Below are 25,959 nucleotides of genomic sequence, written 5' to 3' on the forward strand. Positions count from 1 at the left end.
ATCCGATGACGGGAGGTTCAACGCATGGGGAGTGGGAATGGGGTTGAAGGACAAAGGCGTCAAGTCACCGACCTGAGAGCCGCGCCAGCCGCGGGGCCACCCGGCCTAGAACGGGAAATGCGCCGAACACGCCTGCACACCATCGAATACCTGCTGCAGAAGCGCGCAATCCTGCTCGGCCTCATAGCTGGCAAAGAACCGGAATTCCTCGGGGTCCATGCTGCTGCGGTAAAAGACGAGGTAGCCGCCCGGGACTTGAGCAGTTGCGCGTCGGTGGCGGACCGTCATCTCGAACTGGTCAGTCTTGGTCGTGATGGCATCCCTGTCATAGGTAAAGGTCCATGTCAGTTCACCGGCATCCGTCTTTGAAACGACTTTCTCCATGAAATCCCGGACTTTGGGCGGCAACATCAGACCCATCCCTCCAGATTTGCGAGCCTCTCGGCAGCGCGCTTGATGGTCATCAACACATCATTCAGCTCAGTCTTTCCGGCCCGGGTCATTGGCTTCCCTCTGTCGTCGTTCAGTGCCCTTTGAAGAGCATGCTCCACGTCGCCCAGCTTCTCGGCGATGGCGTTACCTTCGAACGGCAGCACATGCTTGAAATCGAGGCGGGCGGCAAATCGTCGCGCGATCTGCACCGCCCTTAACGCCGCAGTGTAGTCCTCAGCGCGCATGCTTTCGCTGACCTCGTCAACCAATGCAATGACTTCGGCACTCAGCGTCCTCGCCTCCTGCCGTGCAGTGGCAGAAAGCGCCAGATTTACTGCGTTTGTGGCCGTTCCTGCATGAATAATCTCACCAACGGCGATGACAAGTGCCACCAATGTGGCAACGCCACACCAGTAGGTGAAGGAATCAATTCTGTCGGGAGCAGCCCATTTGTCACTGACGTACACCAGCAGAACGCAAACCGCGACGGACACGACACCGTACATCCATCGAACATGCGACATGAATCCCGCCACCCACGCTGCGTCGGCCGTCTGGCCATCGCGTCGAGCCTAACGTCCGGGATCCGCCATCGCAGTCAGCCCATCCCCAATCACGCGTCGGTGCAGTGCTCGATGATGAGCTGGATGGCGCCGCCGCCGCGGTAGTCGTCGCTGACCAGGCGGTAGGCGATGTGTACGGTGTTGGCCGGGGCATTGCCGCGCCAGCCGCTGAAATGGATGGCGTTGATCGGTTCGGCGCGGCCGGGGACGCGCAGGCTGAGCTTGAGGTGCTTCTCTTTCAGTACCTGCCAGCGGGCGACCTGGAAATGGCCGTCGAACAGCGGTTCGGGGAACCCCTGGCCCCACGGGCCGGCCAGGCGCAGCGCTTCGGCGTGGCGGAAGTCCAGTTCGGTCGGCGCCAGTTCGCCATCGCTCATCAGCAACTGCTGCAGTGCCGCCGGGTCCATGCTGGATTCGACGACGGCCACGAACGCCCGCTGGAACTCCGGCAGGCGCGTGTGCGACAGGCTCAAGCCGGCGGCCATGGCATGGCCACCGAACTTGTCGATCAGGCCCGGATGCGCGGCATTGACCAGCGCCAGCGCGTCACGGATGTGGAAACCGGCGATGGAGCGGGCCGAGCCACGCAGCGAATCGCTGCCCGGTTCGGACGGTGCAAATGCAATTACTGGACGGTGCAGGCGGTCCTTCATCTTCGACGCGACCAGGCCGACCACGCCAGGGTGCCACTCGGCATCGAAGAGGCAGGCCGCGATCGGGCGTTCGCCTTCGGCACTCAGTACCGCGCGTGCAACCGCCAGCTCGGCGTCGTCGGTCATCAGCTGCTGGACCGCGCGCCGTTCCGAGTTGATCTGCTCCAGGGTCTGGGCGATTTCGCGCGCCTGCGTGCGGTCTTCGGTCAGCAGCAGTTCGATGCCGAGCGCCATGTCTTCCAGTCGGCCCGCCGCGTTGAGGCGCGGGCCGATGGCGAACCCGATGTCGGTAGCGCTCAGGCGCGCTGCCTCGCGGCCACTCGCTTCAATCAATGCCTGCAGGCCGACACAGCCCTGCCCCGCGCGCAGCCTGCGCAGACCCGCGCTGACCAGGGCGCGGTTGTTCGCATCCAGCGCGACCAGATCGGCCACGGTACCGACCGCGACGAGGTCCAGCAGGGTCAGCAGGTCGGGCTCGGCGCCGGGCGCAAACGCGCCCTGCTGGCGCAGCTGGCGGCGCAGCGCCATCAGCACGTAGAAGATCACGCCGACGCCGGCCAGCGCTTTGCTCGGGAAGGCATCGCCATTGATGTTGGGGTCGACGATGGCATCGGCCGGTGGCAGCTGTTCGCCGGGCAGATGATGGTCGGTGACCAGCACCTTCCAGCCGAGCGCCTTGGCCGCGTTTACACCGGCGTGGCAGGCAATGCCATGGTCGACGGTGACCAGCAGGCCCGGCTTCAAGGGCGCCAGTTCGGCCACCAGGGAAGGCGACAGCCCGTAGCCGTGCAACATGCGATTGGGCACCGCATGCACCACATCGCGCGCGCCGAGCATGCGCAGGCCGCGCACGCCGACCGCGCATGCGGTAGCACCGTCGCAATCGAAATCGCCTACCACCAGGATGCGCGCATTGCTGGCGATGGCCTCGGCCAGCAGATCGACGGCCGCCTGCATGCTGCCCATCAGCTCCGGTGCATGCAGTTGCGCCAGCTTTGGCTGCGCTTGGGCCGCGTCAGTGACACCGCGCGCCGCGTAGAGTCGCTGCAGAAGCGGCAACATTTCACCGGGCCATTCACCGGCAGACGGGATGACGCGACGCTGGATCTGGAGCGAATCGGAAGCGGTCATGCGTCGTGCAGCTGGACCGGCTTTTTCCAGAAGCGCCAGCGCTGGCCCTTGTCCAGCTCGAAGCGTGCGCCATCCTCGAAATCCAGCACCAGCCGGCGCAACTCACCGCGCTGCAGGGCCGACAACAACGGCCGGATCGCATCATTGCCCAGCTGCTCCAGCGAACGCAGCTGCCGCAGGTCGACCAACGCATCCACCTGCTGGTCGCCGTCGGCCTGCACGCCGGCCGCCTTGGCCAGCGCCTGCAGCAGCGCGTCGCGGCTGCGCACCTGGGCATGCGCGGTGCGCACCGCTTCAGGCAGCTCACCACCGCCCCAGAACCACAGCGAATTGACCGCGCGCTTGCCGGCAGCCACGCGCTGCGCGTTCCACGGATGCTGGTGCAGCACCACCTGGGCCTCGGTCAGCAGCGCACGCCAACGACGCCCCGCATCGCCCTCGGGCAGGAAGGCGAACAGGTCATCGCCCAGCACATCGTCGGGCGCGGCAAACGCCGGCAGCGTGGTGCCCGGCGGCAGGCGCAGGTACCAGCGCGACGGGGTCGGCGCGTCCAGGGTGAAACCGTAACCGGCGAACAGCGGTTGCAACGCCGGCAACAGCGCGGCCACGTCGTCGGCCTCGAGTCGCAGCGTGTCGCCATGGCCCATCATCCGCGCGCCGTGCATGTCCGGCACCACATTGGCCGGATCGGCCCGCAGCCATACCCCGTCATGGGCATCGCCCACGTCGAGCTGGCGGGTCAGCGCGGCCACCGGCCAGTGCGCCGGCTGCAGCTGGAAATGCCGCTGCAGCTGGGCACGCTCGCCGGCGTCGACGCTGGTGCGCTCGGCACGGCCGAGCGCTTTGGCCACGTCATCGGGCAACGATGCGGCGGGAAACCGGCTGCGTGCCGGCAGCAACAACGTTGCCGTGGCCATGGTCGGTCAGGCCACGTACTGCACGTCGACGATTTCGTACTCGCGCTGGCCAGCCGGCGCGTCGATGACCACGCTGTCGCCCGCGTTCTTGCCGATCAGCGCGCGCGCCACCGGCGAGGAAATCGCGATCAGCCCCAGTTTGATGTCCGCCTCCAGGTCGCCGACGATCTGGTACTTCTTCTCTTCGTCGGTGTCCACGTCGGCCAGGGTGACGCTGGCGCCGAAGACCACCTTCTCGCCCGCATTGAGCTTGCTGATGTCGATGATCTCGGCGTGCGAGAGCTCACTCTCCAGCTGCTTGATGCGGCCTTCGATGAAGCCCTGCTCTTCGCGCGCGGCGTGGTACTCGGCGTTCTCCTTGAGATCGCCGTGCTCACGCGCCTCGGCGATCGCCGCGATGACCTTGGGGCGCTTGACCGACTTCAGGTGGTCCAGCTCTTCGCGCAGACGCTGCGCGCCCTTCAGGGTGATCGGTGCTCTCATGCGTTCAACTCCTTGTGCAGCTCCTGCAGCGACCAGACCGGGCCGGTACCGCGGAATTCCAGGGATTGCACCAGCGCCTTGGCGCCGGCAATGGTGGTCGAATAGGTCACGCGGTGCTGCAGCGCTTCGCGACGGATCGAGAACGAGTCGTTGATCGCCGCGCGACCTTCGGTCGTGTTGACGATATACACGATTTCGCCGTTCTTGATCGAGTCGACGATGTGCGGGCGACCTTCAACCACCTTGTTGACGATCTCGCAGTCCATGCCGTGCTGCTGCAGCCATGCTGCGGTGCCACGGGTGGCCACCAGGCTGTAGCCGCGCTCCAGCAGCGCCTGCGCCACCGGCAGCACACGCTTCTTGTCCGGGTCGCGGACCGACACGAAGGCCTTGCCCAGCGGCGGTGCCTTGATGCCACCGGCTTCCTGCGCACGCGCGAAGGCGGCGCTGAAGCTGCGGCCCACGCCCATCACCTCACCGGTGGAGCGCATTTCCGGCCCGAGGATCGGGTCGACGCCCTGGAACTTGGCGAACGGGAAGATCGCTTCCTTGACCGAGTAGTAGTCCGGCACGATTTCCTTGGTCGCGCCCTGCTCAGCCAGGGTCTTGCCGGCCATGCAGCGCGCGGCGATCTTGGCCAGCGCCATGCCGGTGGCCTTGGACACGAACGGCACGGTGCGCGAGGCACGCGGGTTCACTTCCAGCAGGTACACGATGTCCTGGCCGTCGTCGCCGGCCTGGATCGCGAACTGGGTGTTCATCAGGCCGACCACGTTCAGGGCCTTGGCCAGTTCCACCACCTGGCGGCGCAGCTCGGCCTGGGTTTCAGCCGACAGCGAGTACGGCGGCAGCGAGCAGGACGAGTCGCCCGAATGCACGCCGGCTTCTTCGATGTGCTCCATCACGCCGCCGATCAGCACGTTGCCGTCCTTGTCGGCAATGATGTCCACGTCCACTTCCACCGCGTTGTCCAGGAAGCGGTCCAGCAGCACCGGCGAATCGTTGGAAACCTTGACCGCGTCGCGCACGTAGCGCGCCAGGTCGGCTTCACCGTAGACGATTTCCATGGCGCGGCCGCCCAGCACGTAGCTCGGGCGCACCACCAGCGGGTAGCCGATCTCACGGGCCAGCAGCAGCGCTTCCTGGTCGTTGCGGGCGATGCGGTTCGGCGGCTGCTTCAGGCCCAGCTTGTCCACCAGCTGCTGGAAGCGCTCGCGGTCTTCGGCCAGGTCGATGGAATCCGGCGAGGTGCCGATCACCGGCACGCCATTGGCTTCCAGCGCGCGCGCCAGCTTCAGCGGGGTCTGGCCGCCGTACTGCACGATCACGCCCTTGGGCTGTTCCAGCTCGACGATCTCCAGCACGTCTTCCAGCGTCAGCGGCTCGAAGTACAGGCGGTCGGAGGTGTCGTAGTCGGTCGACACGGTTTCCGGGTTGCAGTTGACCATGATGGTTTCATAACCATCGTCGCGCAGCGCCAGTGCCGCGTGCACGCAGCAGTAGTCGAACTCGATGCCCTGGCCGATGCGGTTCGGACCGCCGCCCAGGATCATGATCTTGTCGCGGTTGCTCGGTGCGGCTTCGCATTCGTCCTCGTAGGTCGAGTACAGGTAGGCGGTGCTGGTGCCGAACTCGGCCGCGCAGGAGTCCACGCGCTTGTAGACCGGGCGCACCTTGTGCGCACGGCGCAGCGCGCGCACGCCCGCTTCGTTGGTACCGGTCAGCTCGGCCAGGCGTGCATCGGAGAAGCCAGCGCGCTTGAGCCTGCGCAGGCGTGCGGCGTCGAGCGCGTCGAGGCCATCGGCGGCCAGCTGGGTTTCGGCCTGGATGATCTCTTCGATCTGGTCCAGGAACCACGGGTCGATGTGCGACAGCGCGAACACCTCTTCCACGCTGAAGCCCGCGCGGAACGCATCGCCCACGAAGAACAGGCGCTCCGGGCCCGGGGCCTTGAGTTCGCGCTTCAGGGTGGTGATGTCGTCTTCGCTGGCCAGGTCCAGGCCGGTCGGGTCGAGCCCGATCTTGCCGGTTTCCAGGCCACGCAGGGCCTTCTGCAGCGATTCCTGGAAGGTGCGGCCCATCGCCATCACCTCGCCCACCGACTTCATCTGGGTGGTCAGGCGGGCGTCGGCGGCCGGGAACTTCTCGAAGGCGAAGCGCGGGATCTTGGTGACGACGTAGTCGATCGACGGCTCGAACGAAGCCGGGGTCAGGCCGCCGGTGATTTCGTTCTTCAACTCGTCCAGGGTGTAACCCACCGCCAGCTTGGCGGCGACCTTGGCGATCGGGAAGCCGGTGGCCTTCGAGGCCAGCGCCGACGAACGCGACACGCGCGGGTTCATTTCGATCACCACCACGCGACCGGTGGTCGGGCTGATGCCGAACTGCACGTTGGAACCGCCGGTGTCCACGCCGATCTTGCGCAGCACCGCGATGGAGGCATCGCGCAGGCGCTGGTATTCCTTGTCGGTCAGGGTCTGGGCCGGGGCCACGGTGATCGAGTCACCGGTGTGCACGCCCATCGGGTCCAGGTTCTCGATCGAGCAGACGATGATGCAGTTGTCGGCGGTGTCGCGCACCACCTCCATTTCGAATTCCTTCCAGCCCAGCACCGACTCTTCCACCAGCACTTCGGTGGTCGGCGACAGTTCCAGGCCGCGGGTCACGATATCGACCAGCTCTTCGCGGTTGTAGGCGATGCCGCCACCGCTGCCGCCCAAGGTGAAGCTGGGGCGGATGATGGTCGGGTAGCCGACGCGGGTCTGGATCTCGATCGCTTCTTCCAGCGTGTGCGCGACCGCAGCGGTCGGGCACTCCAGGCCGATCTCGCCCATCGCCACGCGGAACAGCTCGCGGTCTTCGGCCATGCGGATCGCGTCGCGCTTGGCGCCGATCAGCTCGACGTTGTACTTCTCCAGCACGCCGTTGTCGGCGAGGTCCAGCGCGCAGTTCAGCGCGGTCTGGCCGCCCATGGTCGGCAGCAGCGCGTCGGGCTTTTCCTTGGCGATGATCTTTTCGACCGTCTGCCAGTTGATCGGCTCGATGTAGACGGCGTCGGCCATCTCCGGGTCGGTCATGATCGTGGCCGGGTTGCTGTTGACCAGCACCACGCGATACCCCTCGTCACGCAGGGCCTTGCAGGCCTGGGCGCCGGAGTAATCGAACTCGCAGGCCTGGCCGATGACGATCGGGCCGGCACCGATGATGAGGATGGTCTTAAGGTCAGTGCGCTTGGGCATTGTCTTCTCTAAGTCAGTACAGCGTGTCGGGGTGTTCCGGCGCCGCGCCGAAGGCAGCGGCGCCGCGAATCAGGCCTTGGCCTGCGCCATCAGGGCGATGAAGCGGTCGAACAGCGGGCTGACGTCGTGCGGGCCCGGCGACGCTTCGGGATGGCCCTGGAACGAGAACGCCGGCACGTCGGTACGCGCGATGCCCTGGTTGGTACCGTCGAACAGCGAGCGATGGGTGACGCGCAGGGTGGCCGGCAGGGTCGCTTCATCCACCGCGAAACCGTGGTTCTGCGAGGTGATCATCACCCGGCCGTCGTCCAGGTCCTGTACCGGGTGGTTGGCACCGTGATGGCCGTGGCCCATCTTCACGGTCTTGGCACCGGAGGCCAGCGCCAGCAGCTGGTGGCCCAGGCAGATGCCGAACACCGGCAGCTGCTTATCCAGGAACACCTTGATCGCCTCGATGGCGTAGTCGCACGGTTCCGGGTCGCCCGGGCCGTTGGACAGGAACACGCCGTCCGGGTTCATCGCCAGCACCTCGGCCGCCGGGGTCTGCGCCGGCACCACGGTGATGTCGCAGCCGCGCTCGGCCAGCATGCGCAGGATGTTCAGCTTGGCGCCGAAGTCATAGGCCACCACCTTGAACTGCGGGGCAGCGCTGACGAACGTGTTGGAGTCCAGGTCGAGCTGGCCCTCGTTCCAGCTGTAGGCCTTCTCCGTGCTGGTCACCTTGGCCAGGTCCATGCCCTTCAGGCCCGGGAACTTGCGCGCCGCTTCCAGCGCCACATCCACGTTGATGTCGTCGCCGGCCATCAGGGCACCGTTCTGCGCGCCGCGCTCGCGCAGGATGCGGGTCAGCTTGCGGGTGTCGATGCCGGAAATGGCCACCACGCCACGCTGCAGCAGCCAGTCCTGCAGCGAGACCTGGCTGCGCCAGTTGCTGGGACGGCGCGGCACGTCGCGCACGATCAGGCCGGCCGACCAGACCTTGTGGGCCTCGTCGTCCTGGTCGGTCATGCCGGTGTTGCCGATATGCGGGTAGGTCAGCGTGACCATCTGCCGAGCGTAGGAGGGATCAGTCAGCACTTCCTGGTAACCGGTCATGGCGGTGTTGAACACCACCTCACCGACGGACAGGCCGGGCGCGCCTACGGATTCGCCCTCGAATACGGTGCCGTCTTCGAGGACGAGGATTGCGGCTTGGGTCACGGGAATCTCACTTTGGCTACCGAGGGGGTCGCCGAAGTCACGCCACGCTTCACGGAAAAGCGGTTGCAAAAAAGCGCGGACTGCGGTGCGGGACCGGTCCGGCTGTCGTGATTCGGCGAGCGGGAATTGTAATGGGAAGGGCGCCCCGGCGCCAGTGGTTGTGCGTATTCACGATGGGCCGATGCGTGATGAACCACACAGGACACGCAGGGCGTGTCCCTACGCTCCGGCTAGCAGATCCCGGACCCGGTAGCTGCCCGGCGCCCGCCCATTCAGCTGAATGGCGGCAAACAGCGCACCCCGCGCGAAGATGTCCCGGTTGGTGGCCCGGTGGGTCAGTTCGATGCGCTCGCCCAGCCCGGTGAACTGGACCAGATGCTCGCCCACGATGTCACCGGCGCGCAGGCTGGCGTAATGCGGCTGTGCCCCACCCTTCTGCGCGGCGGCGCCCAGCGTAAGCGCGGTGCCCGACGGCGCGTCCTGCTTGTGCACATGATGGGATTCGACGATGTCGCAATCCCACCCTGCCAGCGCGGCGGCGGCGCGTTCGACCAGTTCGTCCAGCACGGCCACGCCGAGCGAGAAGTTGGAGGCCCACACCAGCGGGATCTTCGCGGCGGCCGCGATCAGCGCCTGGCGCTGGCTTTCGCTGATCCCGGTAGTACCGGAGACCAGCCCTGCCCCGCGCTCCACGCACAGCGCCAGTACCGGATCGAAACCTTCCGGCAGGCTGAAGTCGATGGCCACGTCGAACCGGGGCGCGCCGTGCAGTTCGCTGGCGGCGAAATGCGGCACGCCTTCGACCACGCGCTGGGCCGGCGAACGACGGGTGATGGCGGCAACGACCTGCAGGTCGTCGCGTTCGGCGGCCAGCCGCAGCAGCGCCTGGCCCATGCGACCGGATGCGCCGTGGATGAGCAAACGAATGGGGGGAGTAGTCATGCCAGAAGGCTAAAGGAAAGCCCCGGGAAACGGTAGCGCCGGCCGTTGGCCGGCCCGCGCGATCCCAAGGCCGGCCAACGGCCGGCGCTACCGATGCTGCTTCGGCGGCGTGGGACCACAGCTGTCACAACCACCACACGCGCCGCCGCCGGTGGCAGGCGGGGCGATCCTGCGCCCCAGCGCCTGCAGCCAGGCACTGCGATCCGGCTTCACCAGCCCCAGCGCAATCGCCCCGCGCACCCGGCGCACGGTGCCGGGCATCTGCTTCTTCACCACCACCCACGCGCTGGCCAGCACGATCAGTGCGACCACCACGTACTGCAGCATCAGGCCGGCGTCCATCAGCCGCCGCCCAGCGCCACGGTCACCTGGTAGGTGACCAGCGCAGCCACGTAAGCGGCCGCGAACAGGTAGAAGGTGGCAAAGCCAACCTGCTTCCAGGAGTTGGTCTCGCGCTTGATCGTGGCCAGGGTGGAAATGCACATCGGCGCATAGATGAACCACACCAGCAGCGACAGCCCGGTCGCCAGCGACCAGCCGTTGGCGACCACCGGGGTCAGCGCCTGGATCGCAGCATCGTCATCGGCTGCCGACAGCGCATAGATGGTCGCCAACGACGACACCGCCACTTCGCGCGCGCCCATGCCCGGGATCAGCGCGATGCAGATCTGCCAGTTGAAGCCCAGGGGCGCGAAGAACACCGCCATCGCATGGCCGATCTGGCCGGCGAAGCTGTAGTCGATGGCCGGCATGGTGGCGTTTTCCGGCGCACCGGGGAACGACAGCAACACCCACAGCAGGATGGTCAGCGACAGGATGATGCCACCCACGCGCTTGAGGAAGATCATGCCGCGCTCGTACAGGCCCACCGCCAGGTCGCGCGGGTGCGGGATGCGGTAGGACGGCAGTTCCAGCATGAGCGGATGCTCGCTCTTGTCGCGGCGCCACTTCTTCATCACCCACGACATCGCCAGCGCGCTGAGGATGCCGGCCACGTACAGGCCAAACAGCACCAGACCCTGCTGGCTGACGAAGCCCCACAGCGTCTTCTGCGGAATGAAGGCACCGATCAGCAGCGCGTACACCGGCAGGCGCGCCGAACAGGTCATCAGCGGCGCCACCAGGATGGTGGCCAGGCGGTCGCGCGGATCCTGGATGCTTCGGGTGGCCATGATCCCCGGCACCGCGCAGGCGAAGCTGGACAGCAGCGGGATGAACGAACGCCCGGACAGGCCGGCCGAGGCCATCATGCGGTCGAGCAGGAACGCAGCGCGCGGCAGGTAGCCGGACTCTTCCAGCGCCAGGATGAAGGCGAACAGGATCAGGATCTGCGGCAGGAACACCACCACCCCGCCGACGCCGGCGATGATGCCGTCGGTGAGCAGGCTGGTCAGCGGCCCGGCCGGCAGGTTGGCGCCGACCACTTCGCCGAGCCAGCCGAACCCGGCCTCGATCCCGTCCATCAACGGCGTGGCCCAGGCGAACACCGCCTGGAAGATCAGGAACATCACCACCACCAGGGTGATCAACCCGAACACCGGGTGCAGCAGCCAGCGGTCCAGCGCGTCGTCGATCTTCGCGGTGCGCGTCGGCATGCTCACCGCGGCGGCCAGGATGTCGCGCACCTGCATGTGGTAGTCGGTTTCCCCGGCGACGGCCGCCACCGGCGCATCCAGGTGCGGCACCATCGCGTCCAGGCGTTCGACCAGCGCGCGGGCGCCGTTACGGCGCACCGCCACGGTTTCCACCACCGGCACGCCCAGGGCCTTCTCCAGTGCTGGCACGTCGATCCTGATACCACGGCGCTCGGCCGCGTCGACCATGTTCAGCGCCACGATCATCGGCTTGCCCAGCTCGCGCAGCTCCAGCGCGAAACGCAGGTGCAGGCGCAGGTTGGTGGCGTCGATCACGCACAGCAGCACGTCCGGTGCCGCCTCGCCCGGGTAGAAGCCCCGGCACAGGTCGCGGGTGATCGCCTCGTCCAGGCTGGCCGGCTGCAGGCTGTACGCACCCGGCAGGTCGAGCACCGCGAATTCGCGACCGGACGGCGCGCGCAGGCGACCTTCCTTGCGTTCCACGGTTACGCCGGTGTAGTTGGCGACCTTCTGGCGGCTGCCGGTGAGCTGGTTGAACAGCGCGGTCTTGCCGCTGTTGGGGTTGCCGACCAGGGCAACGCGCAGGGTGGCGGCGCTCATGCGGCCGCTCCATCTGCAACCGCCGTGATGTCGATGCGCCTGGCTTCGGAAATCCGCAGCGCGAAGCGGGTGAACCCGACCTGCACCAGCAGCGGTTCGCCGCCGATGGGACCACGGGCTACCAGACGCACATCTTCACCCTTCACAAAACCCAGTTCCCTGAGCCGGCGGGCAATGGCGTCGTTTGCATGGAGGTCGCGCACCGATTCCACCTGAGCGGAGCCGTGCAGCGGCAGATCGGACAACGTCACGGGTCGCCTTGGGTCGATAAGAATGGTTATCAATTCTAGCATCGCCGCGTCGCGTCATGGCCCGCGCCCCTTGGACCGCTATGATCCATACATGTATGGAGCAGGCGCAGGCCCCCAAGATGAGTGACGCTTTACGGATTGAACGCAGCGCCGCGGTGCTGACCCTGTGGCTGGACCGCCCCACCCTGCACAACGCTTTCGACGCCGGGCTGATCGCCGCGCTGACCGCCGCGCTGGACGCGGCCGGGCGCGACCCGCAGGTCCGCGCGGTGGTGCTGGCTGCGACCGGTGCCTCGTTCTCGGCCGGCGCGGACATGCAGTGGATGCGCGGCATGGCCGCCGCCAGCGAGGAGGACAACCGCCAGGACTCGCTGGCCCTGGCCCGGCTGATGCGGACCCTGGACGAGCTGCCCAAGCCGACCATCGCCCGGGTCCACGGCGCCGCGTTCGGCGGCGGGGTCGGCCTGGTGGCCTGCTGCGACATCGCCATCGCCAGCACCAGCGCCCGTTTCGGCCTGACCGAAAGCCGCCTCGGCCTGCTGCCGGCGGTGATCTCGCCCTATGTGATCGACGCGATCGGCCCGCGCCAGGCCCGCCGCTGGTTCGCCACCGGCGAGCATTTCGATGCGGAGACCGCGCTGCGGATCGGGCTGGTGCACCAGCTGGTCGAACCTGAACGCATCGATGAAGCCGTGCAGCGCCAGCTTGGGCTGCTCGACAAGGCCGGCCCTATCGCCGCGGCGTCGGCAAAGGACCTGGTGCGCCGGGTCGCCGCCGGCCGCGACCGCGACGCCACCGACCGCGACAATGCCGCGCTGATCGCGCGCCTACGGGTCTCGGCCGAGGGCCAGGAAGGGCTCGGCGCGTTCCTGGACAAACGCGCCCCGCATTGGGTCAGCCAGGACTGAACGCGGCCGCTGGCCGCTTTGTTTCCCATCCCGCGTATCTCCCTGTCGTGGCCCGCCAGGGAACTGCGCCGTCAATTCATCCAGGATGTTCCGTGATCGCACTTGAGTTCCCCCCGCTGTCCGCCCGCCCGGCCCGCCGTCATGGATGACTTCGTCCGCATCGTCGAGGTCGGACCGCGCGACGGGCTGCAGAACGAAGCCCAGCCGGTGGCCACCGCCGACAAGATCGAGCTGATCCGGCAGCTGTCGCTGACCGGCCTGCGCACCATCGAGGCGACCAGCTTCGTCAGCCCGCGCTGGGTGCCGCAGCTGGCCGACGCCGCCGAGGTCTACGCCGGTATCGAACGCCTGCCTGGCATCGACTATCCGGTGCTGGTCCCCAACGAACAGGGCTACGACCGTGCGCGTGCGGTGGGCGTGCAGGAAGTGGCGGTGTTCACCGCCGCCTCGGAGACCTTCAACCGTACCAACACCAATGCCGGCATCGACGAGTCGCTGGCCCGCTTCGCGCCGATCCTGGAGCGCGCGCGCGCCGACGGGGTCAAGGTGCGTGGCTACGTCTCCACCGTGCTCGGCTGCCCCTACCAGGGCGAGGTGCCGGTCAGCGAGGTGGTGCGGGTTGCCAAAGCGCTGCACGCCATGGGCTGTTACGAAATCTCGCTGGGCGACACCATCGGCGTGGGCACCCCGCGCAAGGCGCGCGCGATGCTGCATGCGGTCGCGGCCGAGGTGCCGATGGCGGCGCTGGCCGTCCATTTCCACGACACCTATGGCCAGGCCCTGGCCAACATCGATGCCTGCCTGGAAGAAGGCGTGCGCGTGGTCGATTCGGCCGTGTCCGGCGCCGGCGGCTGCCCGTATGCCAAGGGCGCCAGCGGCAATGTCGCCAGCGAGGACGTGGTGTACCTGCTGCACGGGATCGGCATGCGCACCGGGATCGACCTGCCCGCATTGGCAGCGACCGGCCGCTGGCTTGCCGCGCGGCTCGGCCGCGAAACCGGCAGCAAGGCCGGAAGGGCGCTGGCCGCGGCATGAACCGTCTCCGCCCGCGCATGGATGCTGCGGTCGGTGACCACCTCACCGCGCACGTCGATGTGCTGGCGGCGCTGGAACAGGCCCTGGCGCAGCCGCCGGGCACGGATGTGCATGCATTGCTGCGCGACGTGCAGCAGGCATTGCAGGAAGCTATGGATGAGCGCCAGTTGGCGCTGCGCCGCTACGCCGCGCTGTTCGACGCGGTTCCCGACCCGGTCAGCATCCTCAGTGAATCCGGCGTGGTGCTGGACCTCAACCAGGCCGGGGTGCGCGCGTATGGCCGCAGCCGCGAGGACATCGTCGGCCAGCCGATCGAAACGCTCAATCCCGACCTGCCCAGTGACCACCTCGATCCGGTCTGGGAAGCGCTGCGCCGGGGCGAAACCTATGTCATCGAAGTCACCAACATGCGCGGCGACGGCAGCCGCTTCCCGGTGGAAGTGCATTCAGCCGGGTTCGAACACCAGGGCGAGCACTGCATCGTGGCGGTCGCGCGCGACCTGAGCAGCCGCTGGCAGGCCGAATCGCGCTACCGCCTGCTGATGGAGTCGATCGACAAGGGTGTGATCCTGTTCGACCGGGACCTGCGCGTGGTGTCGGCCAACCCGGCCGCGCACCGCATCCTCGGCACCCAGGGCAACGGCGGCAGCCTGCAGGCGCTGCTGGCCCCGGAAGACTGGATCAGCGTGGACGAGCACGGCCACCCGCTGAGCCGCGAGCAGTGGCCGGCCAGCGAATCGCTGCTGCGCGGACGCATCATCCGCAGCACCATCGTCGGGCTCTACCACCGGCCACGCGGGCGCATGATCTGGATCTCCACCACCAACGTGCCGGTGTACGGCAACGGCCGCGACATCCCCGACCATGTGTTCGCACTGTTCAGCGACATCACCGAGCTCAAGCGCAACAACACCCTGTTCGACCGCGCGCAGTCGCTGGCCCACATCGGCGGCTGGGAATGGGACCGCGGCCTGCACCGGCTGTACCTGACCGACGAAGCCGCGCGCATCCTCGGCCAGGAGTTGCCGCTGCAGGACATGGCCGAGCTGCTCGAATGCCTGCGCGTGGACGACCGCATGCAGCTGCAGCAGGCCCTGCTGGACGTGATCGACCGCCAGGCGCCGTTCGAACTTGAACTGCAGGGCCAGCGCAGCGACGGCCATTCGTTCTGGGTGCGCATGATCGGCGAAGCCGAAGCGGGCGACGTGAATGCCGCGCGCATCGCCGGCACCGTGCAGGACATCACCTCGCGCAAGCATGCCGAGGAAACCCTGCGCATCCAGGCACGCACCGACCCGCTTACCGGGATCATGAACCGCGACGCGGTGCTGACCGACCTCGCCACGCGCATGGGCAGCCCCACGCATTCCAGGGTGGGCGTGCTGTACATCGACCTGGATCGGTTCAAGACGGTCAACGACCTGCTCGGCCACAACGCCGGCGACGAACTGCTGATCGACGCGACCCGGCGCATTTCCACTGCGATCGGCACCGAAGGGCTGCTGGCGCGGTTCGGTGGCGATGAGTTCCTGGTGGTCTGCGATACCCGCGACCAGCCCGACCAGCCCGAACGCCTTGCCGAGGCGATCACCCGCGCGTTCGCCACGCCGTTCCGCTTCGGCAGCGACGAGTTCGCGGTGACCACCAGCATCGGCATCGCCCGTGCGCCGCAGGACGGGCTGCGCCCGCAGCAGCTGATCCAGAATGCCGACATCGCCATGTACGACTGCAAGCGCCGCACCCGCAACGGCTGGCAGGTGTTCTCACCGGAACTGGCGCAGCGCCAGCACGACCGCCTGCAGATCGAAAGCCGGCTGCACCGGGCGCTGGACGATGACGAGTTCCACCTGGTCTACCAGCCGCAGGTCAACCTGCACACCGGGCAGATGGTGGCGGCCGAAGCGCTGATCCGCTGGCGCAACACGCAACTGGGCGAGCTGCGCCCGGACATCTTCATCGGTCATGCCGAAAGCACCGGCGACATCGTCCGGATCGGGCTGTGGGTGCTGAACGAGGCCTGCCGCCAGGTCCGCCAGTGGCAGGACGCCGGGCTGGGCATCGTGCGGGTGGCGGTCAACGTTTCCTACCGGCAGTTCGTCGGCGAGGACCTCGCCCGCAACGTGCGCCAGGCGCTGGACCAGTACGGCCTGCCCGGCAGCGCGCTGGAGCTGGAATTCACCGAGCGGGTGCTGATCGAGGACGCGCCGGACACGCTGCAGACCTTCGCGCGGCTGCGCGAGATGGGGGTGCTGCTGACCATCGACGACTTCGGCGAAGGCTACAGCGCGCTGAACTACCTTCGCCGGCTGCCGATCCACGGGCTCAAGCTCAGCCAGATGTTCGTCGAGGGGGTGCCCGGCAACCGCTCGGACGTGGCGGTATGCGAGGCGGTCTGCGGCATCGCGCGCAGCCTGGGACTGGGGCTGGTCGCCGAGGGCATCGAATCGGAAGAGCAGCGGCGGTTCCTGCACGACATGGGGGTGACCGTCGGCCAGGGCTTCCTGTTCGCGCCCGGGCTGGCCCCGGACGAGTTCGCCCGCCGCCTGACCCCGCGCCACTGAGCGCCCGCACGCGCTGCACAACGGCGAAACCGGCCGCATCCGCTAGAATCGGCGGTTCTTGAACCTGCGGGTACGTGCAATGCAGCTGTCTTCCGTCCGCGCCGTCGTCACCGGCGGTGTTTCCGGCCTGGGCCTGTCGGTGGCCCGGCACCTGGTGTCCCAGGGCGCCCGCGTGGCCCTGTTCGACCTCAACGATGAAAAAGGCGCGGCTGCTGTCGCCGAGCTCGGCGCCGACCACGCCCGCTATTTCAGCACCAACGTCAGCGACGAGGCCGCCGTGGCCGCGCAGATCGACGCCGCGCATGACTTCCTCGGCGGCCTGAACGCGGTGGTGAGCTGCGCTGGCATCCTCGGTGCCGGCCGCGTGCTGGGCAAGGAAGCGCCGATGCCGCTGGCCACCTTCCAGAACACGGTGATGGTCAACCTGGTCGGCAGCTTCAACGTCGCCAAGGCCGCGGCCAACCGCATGCAGCACAATGCCGCCGGCGACGACGGCGAGCGCGGCGTCATCATCAACACCGCCAGCGTCGCCGCCTATGAAGGCCAGATCGGCCAGGCCGCGTATGCCGCGTCCAAGGGCGGCGTGGTCGGCATGACCCTGCCGATGGCGCGCGAACTGTCGCGCTTCGGCATCCGCGTGATGACCATCGCCCCGGGCATCTTCTGGACCCCGATGGTCGACGGCATGCCGCCGGCCGTGCAGGAGTCGCTGGCAGCGTCGATCCCGTTCCCGCCGCGCCTGGGCAAGCCGGAAGATTTCGCCGGCCTGGTCGGGCACATCCTCACCAACACCTACCTCAACGGCGAAACCATCCGCCTTGACGGCGCGGTGCGGTTGGCTCCCAAGTAACACCCCTACTTCCACCTACTGATCTTCATCCAATGAAAGCCAACGACATCAAGAAAGGCAACGTCGTCGAGTACAACAACGGCGTCTACCAGATCCGCGACATCGAGCGCAGCTCGCCGCAGGGTCGCGGCGGCAACGTGCGCTTCCGTTTCATCATGTACAGCGTGCCGGGTGGCAACAAGTTGGACGCCAGCTTCGACGCCGACGACAACCTGCCGGAAGTCGAACTGCTGCGCCGCCAGTCCACCTACTCGTACATGGATGGCGATGCGTTCGTGTTCCTGGACGATGAGGACTACACCCCGTACACCCTGGATGCGGACGTGATCGGCGACGACGCCGGCTACATCACCGAAGGCCTGACCGGCATCTATGTGCAGGTCATCGACGAACAGCCGGTCGCCGTGCAGCTGCCGGCCAGCGTGGTGCTGGAAGTGGTCGAGACCCCGCCGGAAATGAAGGGCGGCACCGCGACCAAGCGTCCGAAGCCGGCCAAGCTGAGCACCGGCATCGAGATCATGGTGCCCGAGTACATCACCAACGGTGAGCGCGTGCTGGTGAATACGGCGACCGGCGAGTTTGCCGGTCGCGCGGATTGATCAATGCACTGATGGTGCAAACTCCGTAGAGCCGGGCTCTGCCCGGCTGCTTTTCGCTGGACACCACGGGGCAGCCACGCAGGGCGTGGCTCTACCGGGCTGGGACCGCGTGGGACACGCATGGCGTGTCGCTACGGATTCGTCAGGGGCGTGTCGCGCGGGCGGGGGCGCCGGCGAATTCGCCGCAGCCGTGGTACTGGCGGGCGCCCACGGTAAGCATCACCGTGGCCCCGAAGCCCTGCCCACTCATATCGTCATGGCAGAGCGTTCGCTGGTAACTGAGCTTGATCTCGGTTCCGTCGGCCGCCTTGCCCGACCAGCCGTCTGCACCCTGTGTGGGCGAGGCGATCTCGTACTTCTGCTCACCGTAGCCGGTTTCCACACGAAGCACCGGGTTGGGCCCGTCGCTCACCTGCGCCAGCCAACCCGGCTCGTTGCCGGTGGCACGGAAGGCCGGCGGCGCTTCGGCTCCGGCCGCAACCGCCGCAGGCGCGAGCGACCCACTCGCATCCGCCGCTGGGGCCTCGGCCGGCGCTGCCGTCCCAACCGCCGGGTCAGCCGCGGCCGGGTCCGCGTGCTGCGCAGGCTGGCAGGCCACCAGCCCGAGGGCCACGGCCGCGCTCAGGATAAGGGGAGAAATGCGCATGTTCGACTCCTTTGCCGATGTTCTGGATCAGCAGGGAACGGTAACGCAACCATCGTGAACCTGACGGGACGAGACAGGTGGTAGAGCCAGGCCCTGCCTGGCTACACCGCCTGAATGGCACGAACAAGGCCTCGTTCCGACATTCAGCCAGGCAGGGCCTGGCTCTACCGGCGTTGGTTTCAGCGGTGGTCGTCAGCCCTCGCGCGCCAACCGGCGCATCCGGTCGCCCAGCGTTGCCAGCGTGTCGTCAATCGTCAGCAGCTCGCGCTGCTGCGCCGCCGGCAATCTCGCCCGCATCTGCGCCTGCAGCTGCGCCCAGGCGGGCACGCCTCGCGCGCTGATGCGGTGGGTCGCGGCGGCCACGGCTGTACGCTCCTCGCCTATGGGCAGGCCATAGCCTTCGCCCCCGACCAGACCCGCTGGATTGACCAGCTGCCCGGCATCGTCCAGCAGTGCCAGCAGCGCGGCCAGCGCGCTGTCGCCGCCCTCGCCCGCCGCGCCCAGCGCGCGCTTGAGTCCGTCGCGCGCGCGCAGCTCCTCGCGGTAACGCGCGGCCTGTTCCAGCAACAGCAATGCCGAGGTTGCGCGCAGTCCGCCGCGCTCGGCCCATGCGGCGCGCTGCTCGGCCGGCAGCTGCAACCAGCTGCTGACGTTGCGGGTGGGCAGGTTTAGTTCCGCGCGCGCCACATCGAACAGCTGCTGGTAGTGCACCTGCGCCGAGGGGAAGTAATAGCCCAGGCGCATCGCCTCGCGGCGATCGTCCAGCACCGTGGCGTCGGCGCGCCCTTCGCGTTCCAGTCGGCGCAGCAGGCCGCCGGGGCTGAGCCGGTTCAGGCCGGGGTCGGCCCAGCGCGGCACGCCTTCCTGCAGCAACTTGCCGGTTTCCACCGCGCAGTTGTTGCTGATGAAGCGGTAGCGCCCGTCGTAGCTCCAGTGCACCTGGCCGACGCGTTCGAGCAGGCTGGCGATGTCGTCCTGCTCCAGCGCCAGCGGCACCGACTGCAGTCCGCGCAGTTCCAGCTGGGTGTACTCGTTGATGACCTGGTTGAGCGGCAGCACGAACAGGCGCGACGGGTAGGCCCCGGTCAGGCCGCTCCAGCTGGAAATCTGCACGTCGCCGACAAAGGCGCGGAACGACAGCACGCGGTGCTCGGCCAGGTCCAGCCGACAGGCCGGGCCACGCGGGCGTCCGGGCGCACAGATCACCAGGCGCAGCATGCTGTGGCCCCAGCGGCTCATCAGCTGGTCGTTGCCTTCTGCCAGCAGGTAGTCCACCGCGTACACCCGTCGCGGATCCAGCTCCAGCAGCGAGGCTTCGCCGGTGGTATCGCCTGCCTGCACCAATGGCACCGTGCCCGCGCAACCGGCCTGTGGACCGGCGCCGATCTCGGCGGCATACCACGCCGCCAGGGCCGGACGACGGCAGGCGAAATCGGCGTCGAGCAGGTAGTGCTCGGCGTTGACCGCCAGATACTCGGCCGGGCTGTGGCGCTCGTAGGGGTCCGGGCTGCGTTCGGTGAAGGCGTTGGCGCCGCGGCCCAGCCGCCACGGGCGTTGTTGCCAGCCGGCCAGGTCGCGCCAGCGCGCGCTGGATGACCAGCCACCGTCGGCAGCGCGGTCCAGCACATGGGTCAGTTCGTGGATGAGTGCGGCCTGCACCGCGCGGGGCAGCGGTTCGCCGGGGCGCACGGCATCGAGCAGGGCACGACGCAGGGTGATCGCGCCCTGGCGGGTGCGGCCGTGCACGTTGTCGGGCAGGCGATCCGACCAGGCCACGGTGACCGGCGCGACGAAGCGTGCCTGCCACGCCGGTGGCAGGAGGGCCGGCGCGGCGTGCAGCACCTGCGCGGCACTGTCGGCCTGCGCGGCGGTGAGACCGTCGGCCTGCAACTGCAGCTGCAGCGCGGCGTGGGCGGTCGGAGCGGACAACAGCGCCGCCAGGACCGCCGCGCATCGGCGCAGGGCCCGGCGGCGCAGGAACATCAGCGGGCCAGCAGCGACCGCGCGAGCTGCAGGTCGCTGGCGTCGCGCGCGGCGGCGCCGCGCAGGTGCACGAGTGCCGCTTCCAGGCGGGCGCCACGGATCGCGCCGTCGCTGGCGACGAAGGCCGCCGCGTCTTCGCGCGCGTCCACCACCACCTTGTCATCGTCCGAGCTGGACGAGCCGGCCGAAGAAGCGCCCGAGGCCGAACCGGCCGACGAGCCGGCGAAGCTGGAAGCGAAGGCCGAAAGCGGCAGGGCGAGCACGGCAAACAGCAGGATCGATCGCGTCATCTTGGATTCGTTCAGGACAGGAATAGGCAAAGCGTATCGGCTATGTGAAAGCCTGTCGCCTGTCAGAGGTCGAATACCTTGCCGGGATTCAGCAGCCCTTGGGGATCAAACGCATGTTTGACCGCTTTCATCAGCGCGATTTCGGCGGGGCCCCGGGTGCTGTCCAGGTAGCCCTTCTTGACCAGCCCGATGCCATGTTCGGCGGAAATGCTGCCATCGAAGTCCTTCAGCACCTTGGCCAGCAGCTTGGTCACGTGCTCGCACTGCTGCAGGAATTCGGCGTCATCGGTGCCGTCAGGCTTGAGCACGTTGATGTGCAGATTGCCATCGCCGATATGCCCGAACCAGACCACGTCGAAGTGCGGATAGGCCTTGCCGATCAACGCCTGGGTCTGGGCCATGAACGCCGGCATTGCCGATATCCGCACCGACACATCGTTCTTGTACGGCTTGTAGCGCGCGACCGCTTCGGTGATGCCCTCGCGCAGGCGCCACAGCTGCGCGGCCTGCGCCTCGCTCTGGCTGACCACGCCGTCGCTGACCCAGCCCTGCTCCAGGCAGGCCTCGAACGCCGCCATCGCGGCCGCTTCCTGGGCCTCGTCGCCGGCCGCGAACTCGGTGACCACGTAAAACGGATGTACCTCTTCGAACGGCGCTTGTGCACCATGCGCCAGCACGTGTTCCAAAGCGCGGTCGGTGAAGAATTCGAAGGCCTGCAGCTGCATGCGCTCACGGAATGCGGCGAACACCTGCATCAGCACCTCGAACGACGGCAGCGCGAGCAGCATCACGTTGCTGGCCGGTGGCGGGTCGGTGAGCTTCAGGGTGGCCTCGACGATCACCCCGAGCGTGCCTTCCGAGGCGATCAGCAGCTGGCGGAAGTCGTAGCCGCTGGAGTTCTTGATCAGCCCCTTGTTCAGCTCGAGCAGCTCGCCGCTGGCGGTCACTACCTTGAGCCCGGCGATCCACTCGCGCGTATTGCCGTAACGGATCACCCGAATGCCGCCGGCATTGGTGGCGATGTTGCCGCCAATCGAGCAGGACCCACGCGCGGCGAAGTCGACCGGGTAGATCAGGCCATGCTCGCGCGCAGCGTTGTGGACCGCTTCCAGCGGCATGCCCGCCTGCACGGTCAGGGTGCGGTCGACCGCATCGAAGGCCAGTGGCTTGTTCATGCGTTCCAGGCTGAGCACCAGCTCGCCCTGGGCCGCCACGGCGCCGCCACTCAGGCCGGTGCGCCCGCCCGAGGGCACCACCGCCACGCGCTGGGCGCTGGCCCAGCGCAGGATGGCCTGGACCTCCTCGACACTGCCCGGCAACGCGATCGCCAGCGGCGCCGGGGTCCAGCGGCGGGTCCAGTCGCGCCCGTAGTGTTCGAGATCGGCCGGATCGGTCTTGAGCCGCAGCCCGGGGCAGTCCTGCAACAGCGAATCAAGGCGCGGGTCGGTCATGGAATCGAACGCAGGGCGGAGAACCCCAAAGGGTAGCGCACGGCCGTTGGTCGTGCGACCTCAGCCATGGTCGCGTTTGAAACCATTTCCACCCTTTGGCGCACCGCACCATGCCCCTCCCGATCTGGCATAGTGGGCAGCTCCCGTCCAACATGCTGCCGCTCGCCCATGTCGCCGAAGAAGACCTCGTTCCCCAAACAGGATATCCGCGTGCTGTTGCTGGAGGGGGTCAGCCAGACCGCGATCGACGTGTTCAGCGCCGCCGGCTATTCGCAGATCGAGCTGCACAACAAGGCGCTGCCCGAAGATGAGCTGAAAGCTCGCATCGCCGAAGCGCACATCGTCGGGATCCGCTCGCGCACCCAGCTCAGCGCCGAGGTGCTGGCCCACGCCAAGCGCCTGATGGCGGTGGGCTGTTTCTGCATCGGCACCAACCAGGTCGACCTGGAAGCGGCCGAGCTGGCCGGCATCCCGGTATTCAACGCGCCGTATTCCAACACCCGCAGCGTGGCCGAGCTGGTCATCGCCGAAGCGATCATGCTGACCCGCGGCATTCCGCAGAAGAACGCCGAATGCCACCGCGGCGGCTGGTCGAAGTCGGCCGCCGGCAGCCATGAAGTGCGCGGCAAGACCCTGGGCATCATCGGCTATGGCCATATCGGCACCCAGGTGGGCGTGATGGCCGAAGCGATGGGCATGCAGGTGATCTTCCACGACATCGAAACCAAGCTGTCGCTGGGCAATGCGCGCGCCGCCCTCGACCTGGACGACCTGCTGGCCCGCGCCGACATCGTCACCGTGCACGTGCCGGAAACGGCGGCCACGCAATGGATGATCGGTGCGGCGCAGCTGGCGAAGATGCGCCCCGGCGCGCACCTGATCAACGCCGCACGCGGCACAGTGGTCGACATCGACGCGCTGGACGCGGCGCTGCATTCGGGCCACATCGGCGGTGCGGCGCTGGACGTGTTCCCGGTCGAGCCCAAGGGCAATGGCGATGCGTTCGTGTCGCCGCTGACCGCGCACGACAACGTCATCCTCACCCCGCACGTGGGCGGCAGCACGCTGGAAGCGCAGGACAACATCGGCGTGGAAGTGGCAGCCAAGCTGGTGCGCTACAGCGACAACGGCAGCACCCTGTCGGCGGTCAACTTCCCGGAAGTGACCCTGCCCGAGCACGCCGACAGCCTGCGCCTGCTGCACATCCACCAGAACGTGCCGGGCGTGCTGTCCAAGGTCAACGAGATCTTCTCGCGCCACAACGTCAACATCGACGGCCAGTTCCTGCGCACCGACCCGAAGGTCGGCTACGTGGTGATCGACATCACCGCCAGCGAAGAACAGGCGGCCGCGGTGCGCGACGAGCTGGCCGCCATTCCAGGCACGTTGCGCACCCGCGTTCTGTATTGATCACCGCGCCAGCCAGCGCTTCGCCATGCGTGGCAACGAATCATCCCCATCCGGGGTTTCAATCGCCGCGTTGGCCACGTCGGCCACCTCCCGCCAAGCCAGTGCCAGCGATTCCTCGCTGACCACGAACGCTTCGCTGCCGAGCGCCCGCACCACGTACCGAGCGTCGTAGTGCCAGTGCCCTGGCACGTCCTTCCGTTCCGGAATCCAGTGCCTGTCGATGTCGAACAGCTCGCCATCCTCCAGCACCAGCCCGGTGAGCCCGGATTCCTCCACCGCCTCGGTCAGCGCCACCTTCGCCAGGTCGCGCTCGCCGTCGGCATGCCCGCCCAGCTGCAACCAGCGGTCCAGCTTGCGGTGATGGGTGAGCAGGACCCTGTCGCCATCGGCACTGACCAGCCACGCGCTGCCGGTGAAATGCCCGGTCAGGCGGCTGCGCAGGAACGGGTTCTCCGGGTCATCCAGCAATGTGCTGAATTCGTCAGCCAGGTCGGCGTGTTCGGGGTGGCGACGGGCGTAATCAGCCAATTGCGCGCGCAGCACGGGATCAAGTCCTACAACGGATTCGGGGATTTGGGGCATGGCAGCGGCGCTGGAAGACGGATTTGGCAGATTATCGCCCGGCATGCTGCATTTGCGCTTGTAAGCAGCCTTCAGCTTTGGCTAAGGTACAGCGGGCCGGTGCGGCCATGTATCGCACCTCCCCGTTGTAACCACCACTTTTGGGAAGCACCGCATGCTGAAGTCTCTGTTGAGGGTCAAACCGGTCGAACCGGCCGGGCACGTCGATGCCGGCGAGCCGATCGAAGGCAGCCTGGATGGCGAAGCCTCACTGAAAAGGACCCTCACGGCGAAACACCTCATCATGCTGGGCATCGGCGCGGTGATCGGCGCAGGTATCTTCGTGCTGACCGGCCAGGCTGCCGCCAACCATGCCGGCCCGGCGGTCATGCTGTCGTTCGTGATCGCTGGCTTCGCCTGCGCGCTGGCCGGCCTGTGCTACGCCGAATTCGCGGCGATGATGCCGGTCTCGGGCAGCGCCTATTCCTATTCCTACGCCACCCTCGGCGAAGGCATGGCCTGGTTCATCGGCTGGTGCCTGGTGCTGGAATACCTGTTCGCCTCGGCCTCGGTCGCGGTGGGCTGGTCGGCGTACCTGATCAGTTTCATCACCACCACCCTGCACATGCCGTTCCCGGACGCACTGAGCGCGGCGCCGATCGCCTGGACCGGCCAGGAGTTCATTTCCTCGGGCAAGCTGTTCAACCTGCCGGCGGTGCTGATCGTGGCGGCGGTCTCGGGCCTGCTGTACGTGGGCGTGACCCAATCGGCCTTCGTCAACGCGATCATCGTGGCGATCAAGGTCACCGTGATCTGCCTGTTCATCGGCTTCGGCGCGCAGCATATCGACGCCGCCAACTGGACGCCCTTCATCCCGGAAAACACCGGTGTGTCCGGCGAGTTCGGCTGGAGCGGCGTGTTCCGTGCCGCCACCATCGTGTTCTTCGCCTACATCGGCTTCGACGCGGTCTCCACCGCCGCCGGTGAAACCAAGGACCCGCAGCGCAACATGCCGATCGGCCTGCTCGGCTCGCTGGCGGTGTGCACCATCGTCTACATCATCGTCTGCGCGGTGCTGACCGGCATGATGCCGTACCACCTGCTGGGCACCGACAAGCCGGTGGCCACCGCCCTTGAACCGTATGCCAGCCTGTCCTGGCTCAAGACCGCAGTGGAAATCGGCGCGATCGCCGGCCTGTCCTCGGTGGTGCTGGTGATGATGATGGGCCAGACCCGCATCGCCTACACGATCTCGCGCGACGGCCTGATCCCGAAGATCTTCGGCAAGGTCCACGCCCGCTTCCGCACCCCGTACTGGGCCACCATCGTGGTCGGGGTGCTGGCCGCCGCGCTGGCCGGCCTGATGCCGCTGAACGTGCTGGGCGAACTGGTCTCGATGGGCACCCTGCTGGCCTTCGCCACCGTCTGCGTCGGCGTCCTGGTGCTGCGTTACACCCGCCCGGAACTGACCCGTCCGTTCCGCGTGCCGGCGGTGTGGCTGATCTGCCCGCTGGGCGCGCTGGCGTGCCTGTTCCTGTTCTGGCAGGCGTTCGTGGTGCATTGGCACCTGTTCGTCGGCTGGACCGTGCTGGGCCTGCTGATCTACTTCGGCTACGGCATCCGCCACAGCAAGCTCAACAAGGCTTCCTGATTCCATTC

General features: G+C 67.5%; 23 protein-coding genes. 7 read left to right on the top strand and 16 right to left on the bottom strand.

All coding sequences use genetic code 11. The features are described 5' to 3' along the window. Positions 1-105: 105 nt before the first annotated feature. The 11 genes from C2U58_RS08895 to C2U58_RS08945 form a co-directional block, all read right to left on the bottom strand. The gene (locus C2U58_RS08895; RefSeq protein ID WP_146033441.1) at positions 106-411 is read right to left on the bottom strand and encodes a hypothetical protein; all 306 of its coding nucleotides are present in this window, start codon (positions 409-411) and stop codon (positions 106-108) included. After that, positions 411-956: a hypothetical protein gene (locus C2U58_RS08900; RefSeq protein ID WP_146033442.1), complete on the bottom strand. Its 546-nt coding sequence runs from the start codon at positions 954-956 to the stop codon at positions 411-413. Before C2U58_RS08900 ends, C2U58_RS08895 begins: the two co-directional genes overlap by 1 nt. A gap of 89 nt (positions 957-1,045) precedes the next feature. Then, entirely contained in the window at positions 1,046-2,779 is a 1,734-nt protein-coding gene (gene recJ / locus C2U58_RS08905) for a single-stranded-DNA-specific exonuclease RecJ (protein WP_102945537.1), read from the bottom strand. Then, positions 2,776-3,696 carry a phosphoglycerate mutase gene (locus C2U58_RS08910; protein ID WP_102945538.1) on the bottom strand — a complete coding sequence of 307 codons (921 nt, stop codon included), beginning with the start codon at positions 3,694-3,696 and terminating at the stop codon, positions 2,776-2,778. Before C2U58_RS08910 ends, recJ begins: the two co-directional genes overlap by 4 nt. A 6-nt stretch (positions 3,697-3,702) precedes the next feature. Then, the gene (gene greA, locus C2U58_RS08915; RefSeq protein ID WP_102945539.1) at positions 3,703-4,179 is read right to left on the bottom strand and encodes a transcription elongation factor GreA; all 477 of its coding nucleotides are present in this window, start codon (positions 4,177-4,179) and stop codon (positions 3,703-3,705) included. Continuing rightward, the gene (gene carB, locus C2U58_RS08920) at positions 4,176-7,418 is read right to left on the bottom strand and encodes a carbamoyl-phosphate synthase large subunit (protein WP_102945540.1); all 3,243 of its coding nucleotides are present in this window, start codon (positions 7,416-7,418) and stop codon (positions 4,176-4,178) included. The genes greA and carB overlap by 4 nt, the downstream gene beginning before the upstream one ends. Before the next feature lie 69 nt (positions 7,419-7,487). Continuing rightward, positions 7,488-8,618, bottom strand: coding sequence for a glutamine-hydrolyzing carbamoyl-phosphate synthase small subunit (carA, locus tag C2U58_RS08925; RefSeq protein WP_102945541.1), 1,131 nt, complete (start codon positions 8,616-8,618; stop codon positions 7,488-7,490). 219 nt (positions 8,619-8,837) lie between these two features. Further along, the gene (gene dapB, locus C2U58_RS08930; RefSeq protein WP_102945542.1) at positions 8,838-9,560 is read right to left on the bottom strand and encodes a 4-hydroxy-tetrahydrodipicolinate reductase; all 723 of its coding nucleotides are present in this window, start codon (positions 9,558-9,560) and stop codon (positions 8,838-8,840) included. Positions 9,561-9,647: 87 nt separating this feature from the next. Beyond that, positions 9,648-9,902 (bottom strand): DUF6587 family protein, encoded by a 255-nt coding sequence (locus C2U58_RS08935; protein ID WP_102945543.1) that lies wholly within the window; start codon positions 9,900-9,902, stop codon positions 9,648-9,650. Continuing rightward, the gene (gene feoB / locus C2U58_RS08940) at positions 9,902-11,755 is read right to left on the bottom strand and encodes a ferrous iron transport protein B (protein WP_102945544.1); all 1,854 of its coding nucleotides are present in this window, start codon (positions 11,753-11,755) and stop codon (positions 9,902-9,904) included. The genes C2U58_RS08935 and feoB overlap by 1 nt, the downstream gene beginning before the upstream one ends. Further along, positions 11,752-12,006 carry a FeoA family protein gene (locus tag C2U58_RS08945; RefSeq protein ID WP_102945545.1) on the bottom strand — a complete coding sequence of 85 codons (255 nt, stop codon included), beginning with the start codon at positions 12,004-12,006 and terminating at the stop codon, positions 11,752-11,754. The genes feoB and C2U58_RS08945 overlap by 4 nt, the downstream gene beginning before the upstream one ends. 119 nt (positions 12,007-12,125) lie before the next feature. Between C2U58_RS08945 and C2U58_RS08950 the strand changes: the two genes are divergently transcribed. The 5 genes from C2U58_RS08950 (at position 12,126) to yeiP (ending at position 17,959) form a co-directional block, all read left to right on the top strand. Further along, on the top strand, positions 12,126-12,914 hold the full coding sequence (locus tag C2U58_RS08950) for an enoyl-CoA hydratase-related protein (RefSeq protein WP_102945890.1): 789 nt from the start codon (positions 12,126-12,128) through the stop codon (positions 12,912-12,914). 141 nt (positions 12,915-13,055) lie between these two features. Continuing rightward, entirely contained in the window at positions 13,056-13,949 is an 894-nt protein-coding gene (locus C2U58_RS08955; protein WP_102945546.1) for a hydroxymethylglutaryl-CoA lyase, read from the top strand. Further along, on the top strand, positions 13,946-16,510 hold the full coding sequence (locus C2U58_RS08960) for an EAL domain-containing protein (protein WP_102945547.1): 2,565 nt from the start codon (positions 13,946-13,948) through the stop codon (positions 16,508-16,510). The genes C2U58_RS08955 and C2U58_RS08960 overlap by 4 nt, the downstream gene beginning before the upstream one ends. A gap of 79 nt (positions 16,511-16,589) precedes the next feature. After that, positions 16,590-17,360 (top strand): SDR family NAD(P)-dependent oxidoreductase, encoded by a 771-nt coding sequence (locus C2U58_RS08965; RefSeq protein ID WP_102945548.1) that lies wholly within the window; start codon positions 16,590-16,592, stop codon positions 17,358-17,360. Positions 17,361-17,392: 32 nt separating this feature from the next. After that, positions 17,393-17,959 carry an elongation factor P-like protein YeiP gene (yeiP, locus tag C2U58_RS08970; RefSeq protein WP_102945549.1) on the top strand — a complete coding sequence of 189 codons (567 nt, stop codon included), beginning with the start codon at positions 17,393-17,395 and terminating at the stop codon, positions 17,957-17,959. A gap of 142 nt (positions 17,960-18,101) precedes the next feature. Here the strand turns inward: yeiP and C2U58_RS08975 are convergent, their stop codons facing one another. From C2U58_RS08975 to C2U58_RS08990, 4 genes are all read right to left on the bottom strand, one after another. After that, positions 18,102-18,605: a hypothetical protein gene (locus C2U58_RS08975; RefSeq protein WP_253256696.1), complete on the bottom strand. Its 504-nt coding sequence runs from the start codon at positions 18,603-18,605 to the stop codon at positions 18,102-18,104. A 192-nt stretch (positions 18,606-18,797) separates the two neighbouring features. Then, complete coding sequence (locus tag C2U58_RS08980; RefSeq protein WP_102945550.1) at positions 18,798-20,588, bottom strand: DUF4105 domain-containing protein; 1,791 nt, start codon at positions 20,586-20,588, stop codon at positions 18,798-18,800. Continuing rightward, positions 20,588-20,878, bottom strand: coding sequence for a DUF2388 domain-containing protein (locus C2U58_RS08985; RefSeq protein ID WP_102945551.1), 291 nt, complete (start codon positions 20,876-20,878; stop codon positions 20,588-20,590). The genes C2U58_RS08980 and C2U58_RS08985 overlap by 1 nt, the downstream gene beginning before the upstream one ends. 62 nt (positions 20,879-20,940) lie before the next feature. After that, positions 20,941-22,329 (bottom strand): FAD-binding oxidoreductase, encoded by a 1,389-nt coding sequence (locus C2U58_RS08990; protein ID WP_102945552.1) that lies wholly within the window; start codon positions 22,327-22,329, stop codon positions 20,941-20,943. Between the two features lie 168 nt (positions 22,330-22,497). On the opposite strand from C2U58_RS08990, the gene serA reads away from it, so the two are divergent. Beyond that, positions 22,498-23,739: a phosphoglycerate dehydrogenase gene (serA, locus tag C2U58_RS08995; protein ID WP_102945553.1), complete on the top strand. Its 1,242-nt coding sequence runs from the start codon at positions 22,498-22,500 to the stop codon at positions 23,737-23,739. On the opposite strand, the gene C2U58_RS09000 is transcribed toward serA, so the two are convergent. Then, a complete protein-coding gene (locus C2U58_RS09000; protein ID WP_102945554.1) occupies positions 23,740-24,321 on the bottom strand; it encodes an NUDIX hydrolase in 582 nt (193 codons plus the stop codon). Positions 24,322-24,475: 154 nt separating this feature from the next. Between C2U58_RS09000 and C2U58_RS09005 the strand changes: the two genes are divergently transcribed. Beyond that, positions 24,476-25,951, top strand: a complete 1,476-nt coding sequence (locus C2U58_RS09005; RefSeq protein WP_102945555.1) for an amino acid permease — start codon at positions 24,476-24,478, stop codon at positions 25,949-25,951. Positions 25,952-25,959: the final 8 nt, after the last annotated feature.

The organism is Stenotrophomonas sp. VV52 (assembly GCF_002893095.1).
GTDB classification, from domain to species: domain Bacteria; phylum Pseudomonadota; class Gammaproteobacteria; order Xanthomonadales; family Xanthomonadaceae; genus Stenotrophomonas; species Stenotrophomonas aracearum.

Bases quoted from the DNA above. Each gene is read 5' to 3' on its own strand.
- C2U58_RS08895 (WP_146033441.1), bottom strand. From the start codon at position 411: ATGTTGCCGCCCAAAGTCCGGGATTTCATGGAGAAAGTCGTTTCAAAG.
- C2U58_RS08900 (WP_146033442.1), bottom strand. From the start codon at position 956: ATGTCGCATGTTCGATGGATGTACGGTGTCGTGTCCGTCGCGGTTTGC.
- recJ (WP_102945537.1), bottom strand. From the start codon at position 2,779: ATGACCGCTTCCGATTCGCTCCAGATCCAGCGTCGCGTCATCCCGTCT.
- C2U58_RS08910 (WP_102945538.1), bottom strand. From the start codon at position 3,696: ATGGCCACGGCAACGTTGTTGCTGCCGGCACGCAGCCGGTTTCCCGCC.
- greA (WP_102945539.1), bottom strand. From the start codon at position 4,179: ATGAGAGCACCGATCACCCTGAAGGGCGCGCAGCGTCTGCGCGAAGAG.
- carB (WP_102945540.1), bottom strand. From the start codon at position 7,418: ATGCCCAAGCGCACTGACCTTAAGACCATCCTCATCATCGGTGCCGGC.
- dapB (WP_102945542.1), bottom strand. From the start codon at position 9,560: ATGACTACTCCCCCCATTCGTTTGCTCATCCACGGCGCATCCGGTCGC.
- C2U58_RS08935 (WP_102945543.1), bottom strand. From the start codon at position 9,902: ATGGACGCCGGCCTGATGCTGCAGTACGTGGTGGTCGCACTGATCGTG.
- feoB (WP_102945544.1), bottom strand. From the start codon at position 11,755: ATGAGCGCCGCCACCCTGCGCGTTGCCCTGGTCGGCAACCCCAACAGC.
- C2U58_RS08950 (WP_102945890.1), top strand. From the start codon at position 12,126: ATGAGTGACGCTTTACGGATTGAACGCAGCGCCGCGGTGCTGACCCTG.
- C2U58_RS08955 (WP_102945546.1), top strand. From the start codon at position 13,056: ATGGATGACTTCGTCCGCATCGTCGAGGTCGGACCGCGCGACGGGCTG.
- C2U58_RS08960 (WP_102945547.1), top strand. From the start codon at position 13,946: ATGAACCGTCTCCGCCCGCGCATGGATGCTGCGGTCGGTGACCACCTC.
- C2U58_RS08965 (WP_102945548.1), top strand. From the start codon at position 16,590: ATGCAGCTGTCTTCCGTCCGCGCCGTCGTCACCGGCGGTGTTTCCGGC.
- yeiP (WP_102945549.1), top strand. From the start codon at position 17,393: ATGAAAGCCAACGACATCAAGAAAGGCAACGTCGTCGAGTACAACAAC.
- C2U58_RS08975 (WP_253256696.1), bottom strand. From the start codon at position 18,605: ATGCGCATTTCTCCCCTTATCCTGAGCGCGGCCGTGGCCCTCGGGCTG.
- C2U58_RS08980 (WP_102945550.1), bottom strand. From the start codon at position 20,588: ATGTTCCTGCGCCGCCGGGCCCTGCGCCGATGCGCGGCGGTCCTGGCG.
- C2U58_RS08985 (WP_102945551.1), bottom strand. From the start codon at position 20,878: ATGACGCGATCGATCCTGCTGTTTGCCGTGCTCGCCCTGCCGCTTTCG.
- C2U58_RS08990 (WP_102945552.1), bottom strand. From the start codon at position 22,329: ATGACCGACCCGCGCCTTGATTCGCTGTTGCAGGACTGCCCCGGGCTG.
- serA (WP_102945553.1), top strand. From the start codon at position 22,498: ATGTCGCCGAAGAAGACCTCGTTCCCCAAACAGGATATCCGCGTGCTG.
- C2U58_RS09000 (WP_102945554.1), bottom strand. From the start codon at position 24,321: ATGCCCCAAATCCCCGAATCCGTTGTAGGACTTGATCCCGTGCTGCGC.
- C2U58_RS09005 (WP_102945555.1), top strand. From the start codon at position 24,476: ATGCTGAAGTCTCTGTTGAGGGTCAAACCGGTCGAACCGGCCGGGCAC.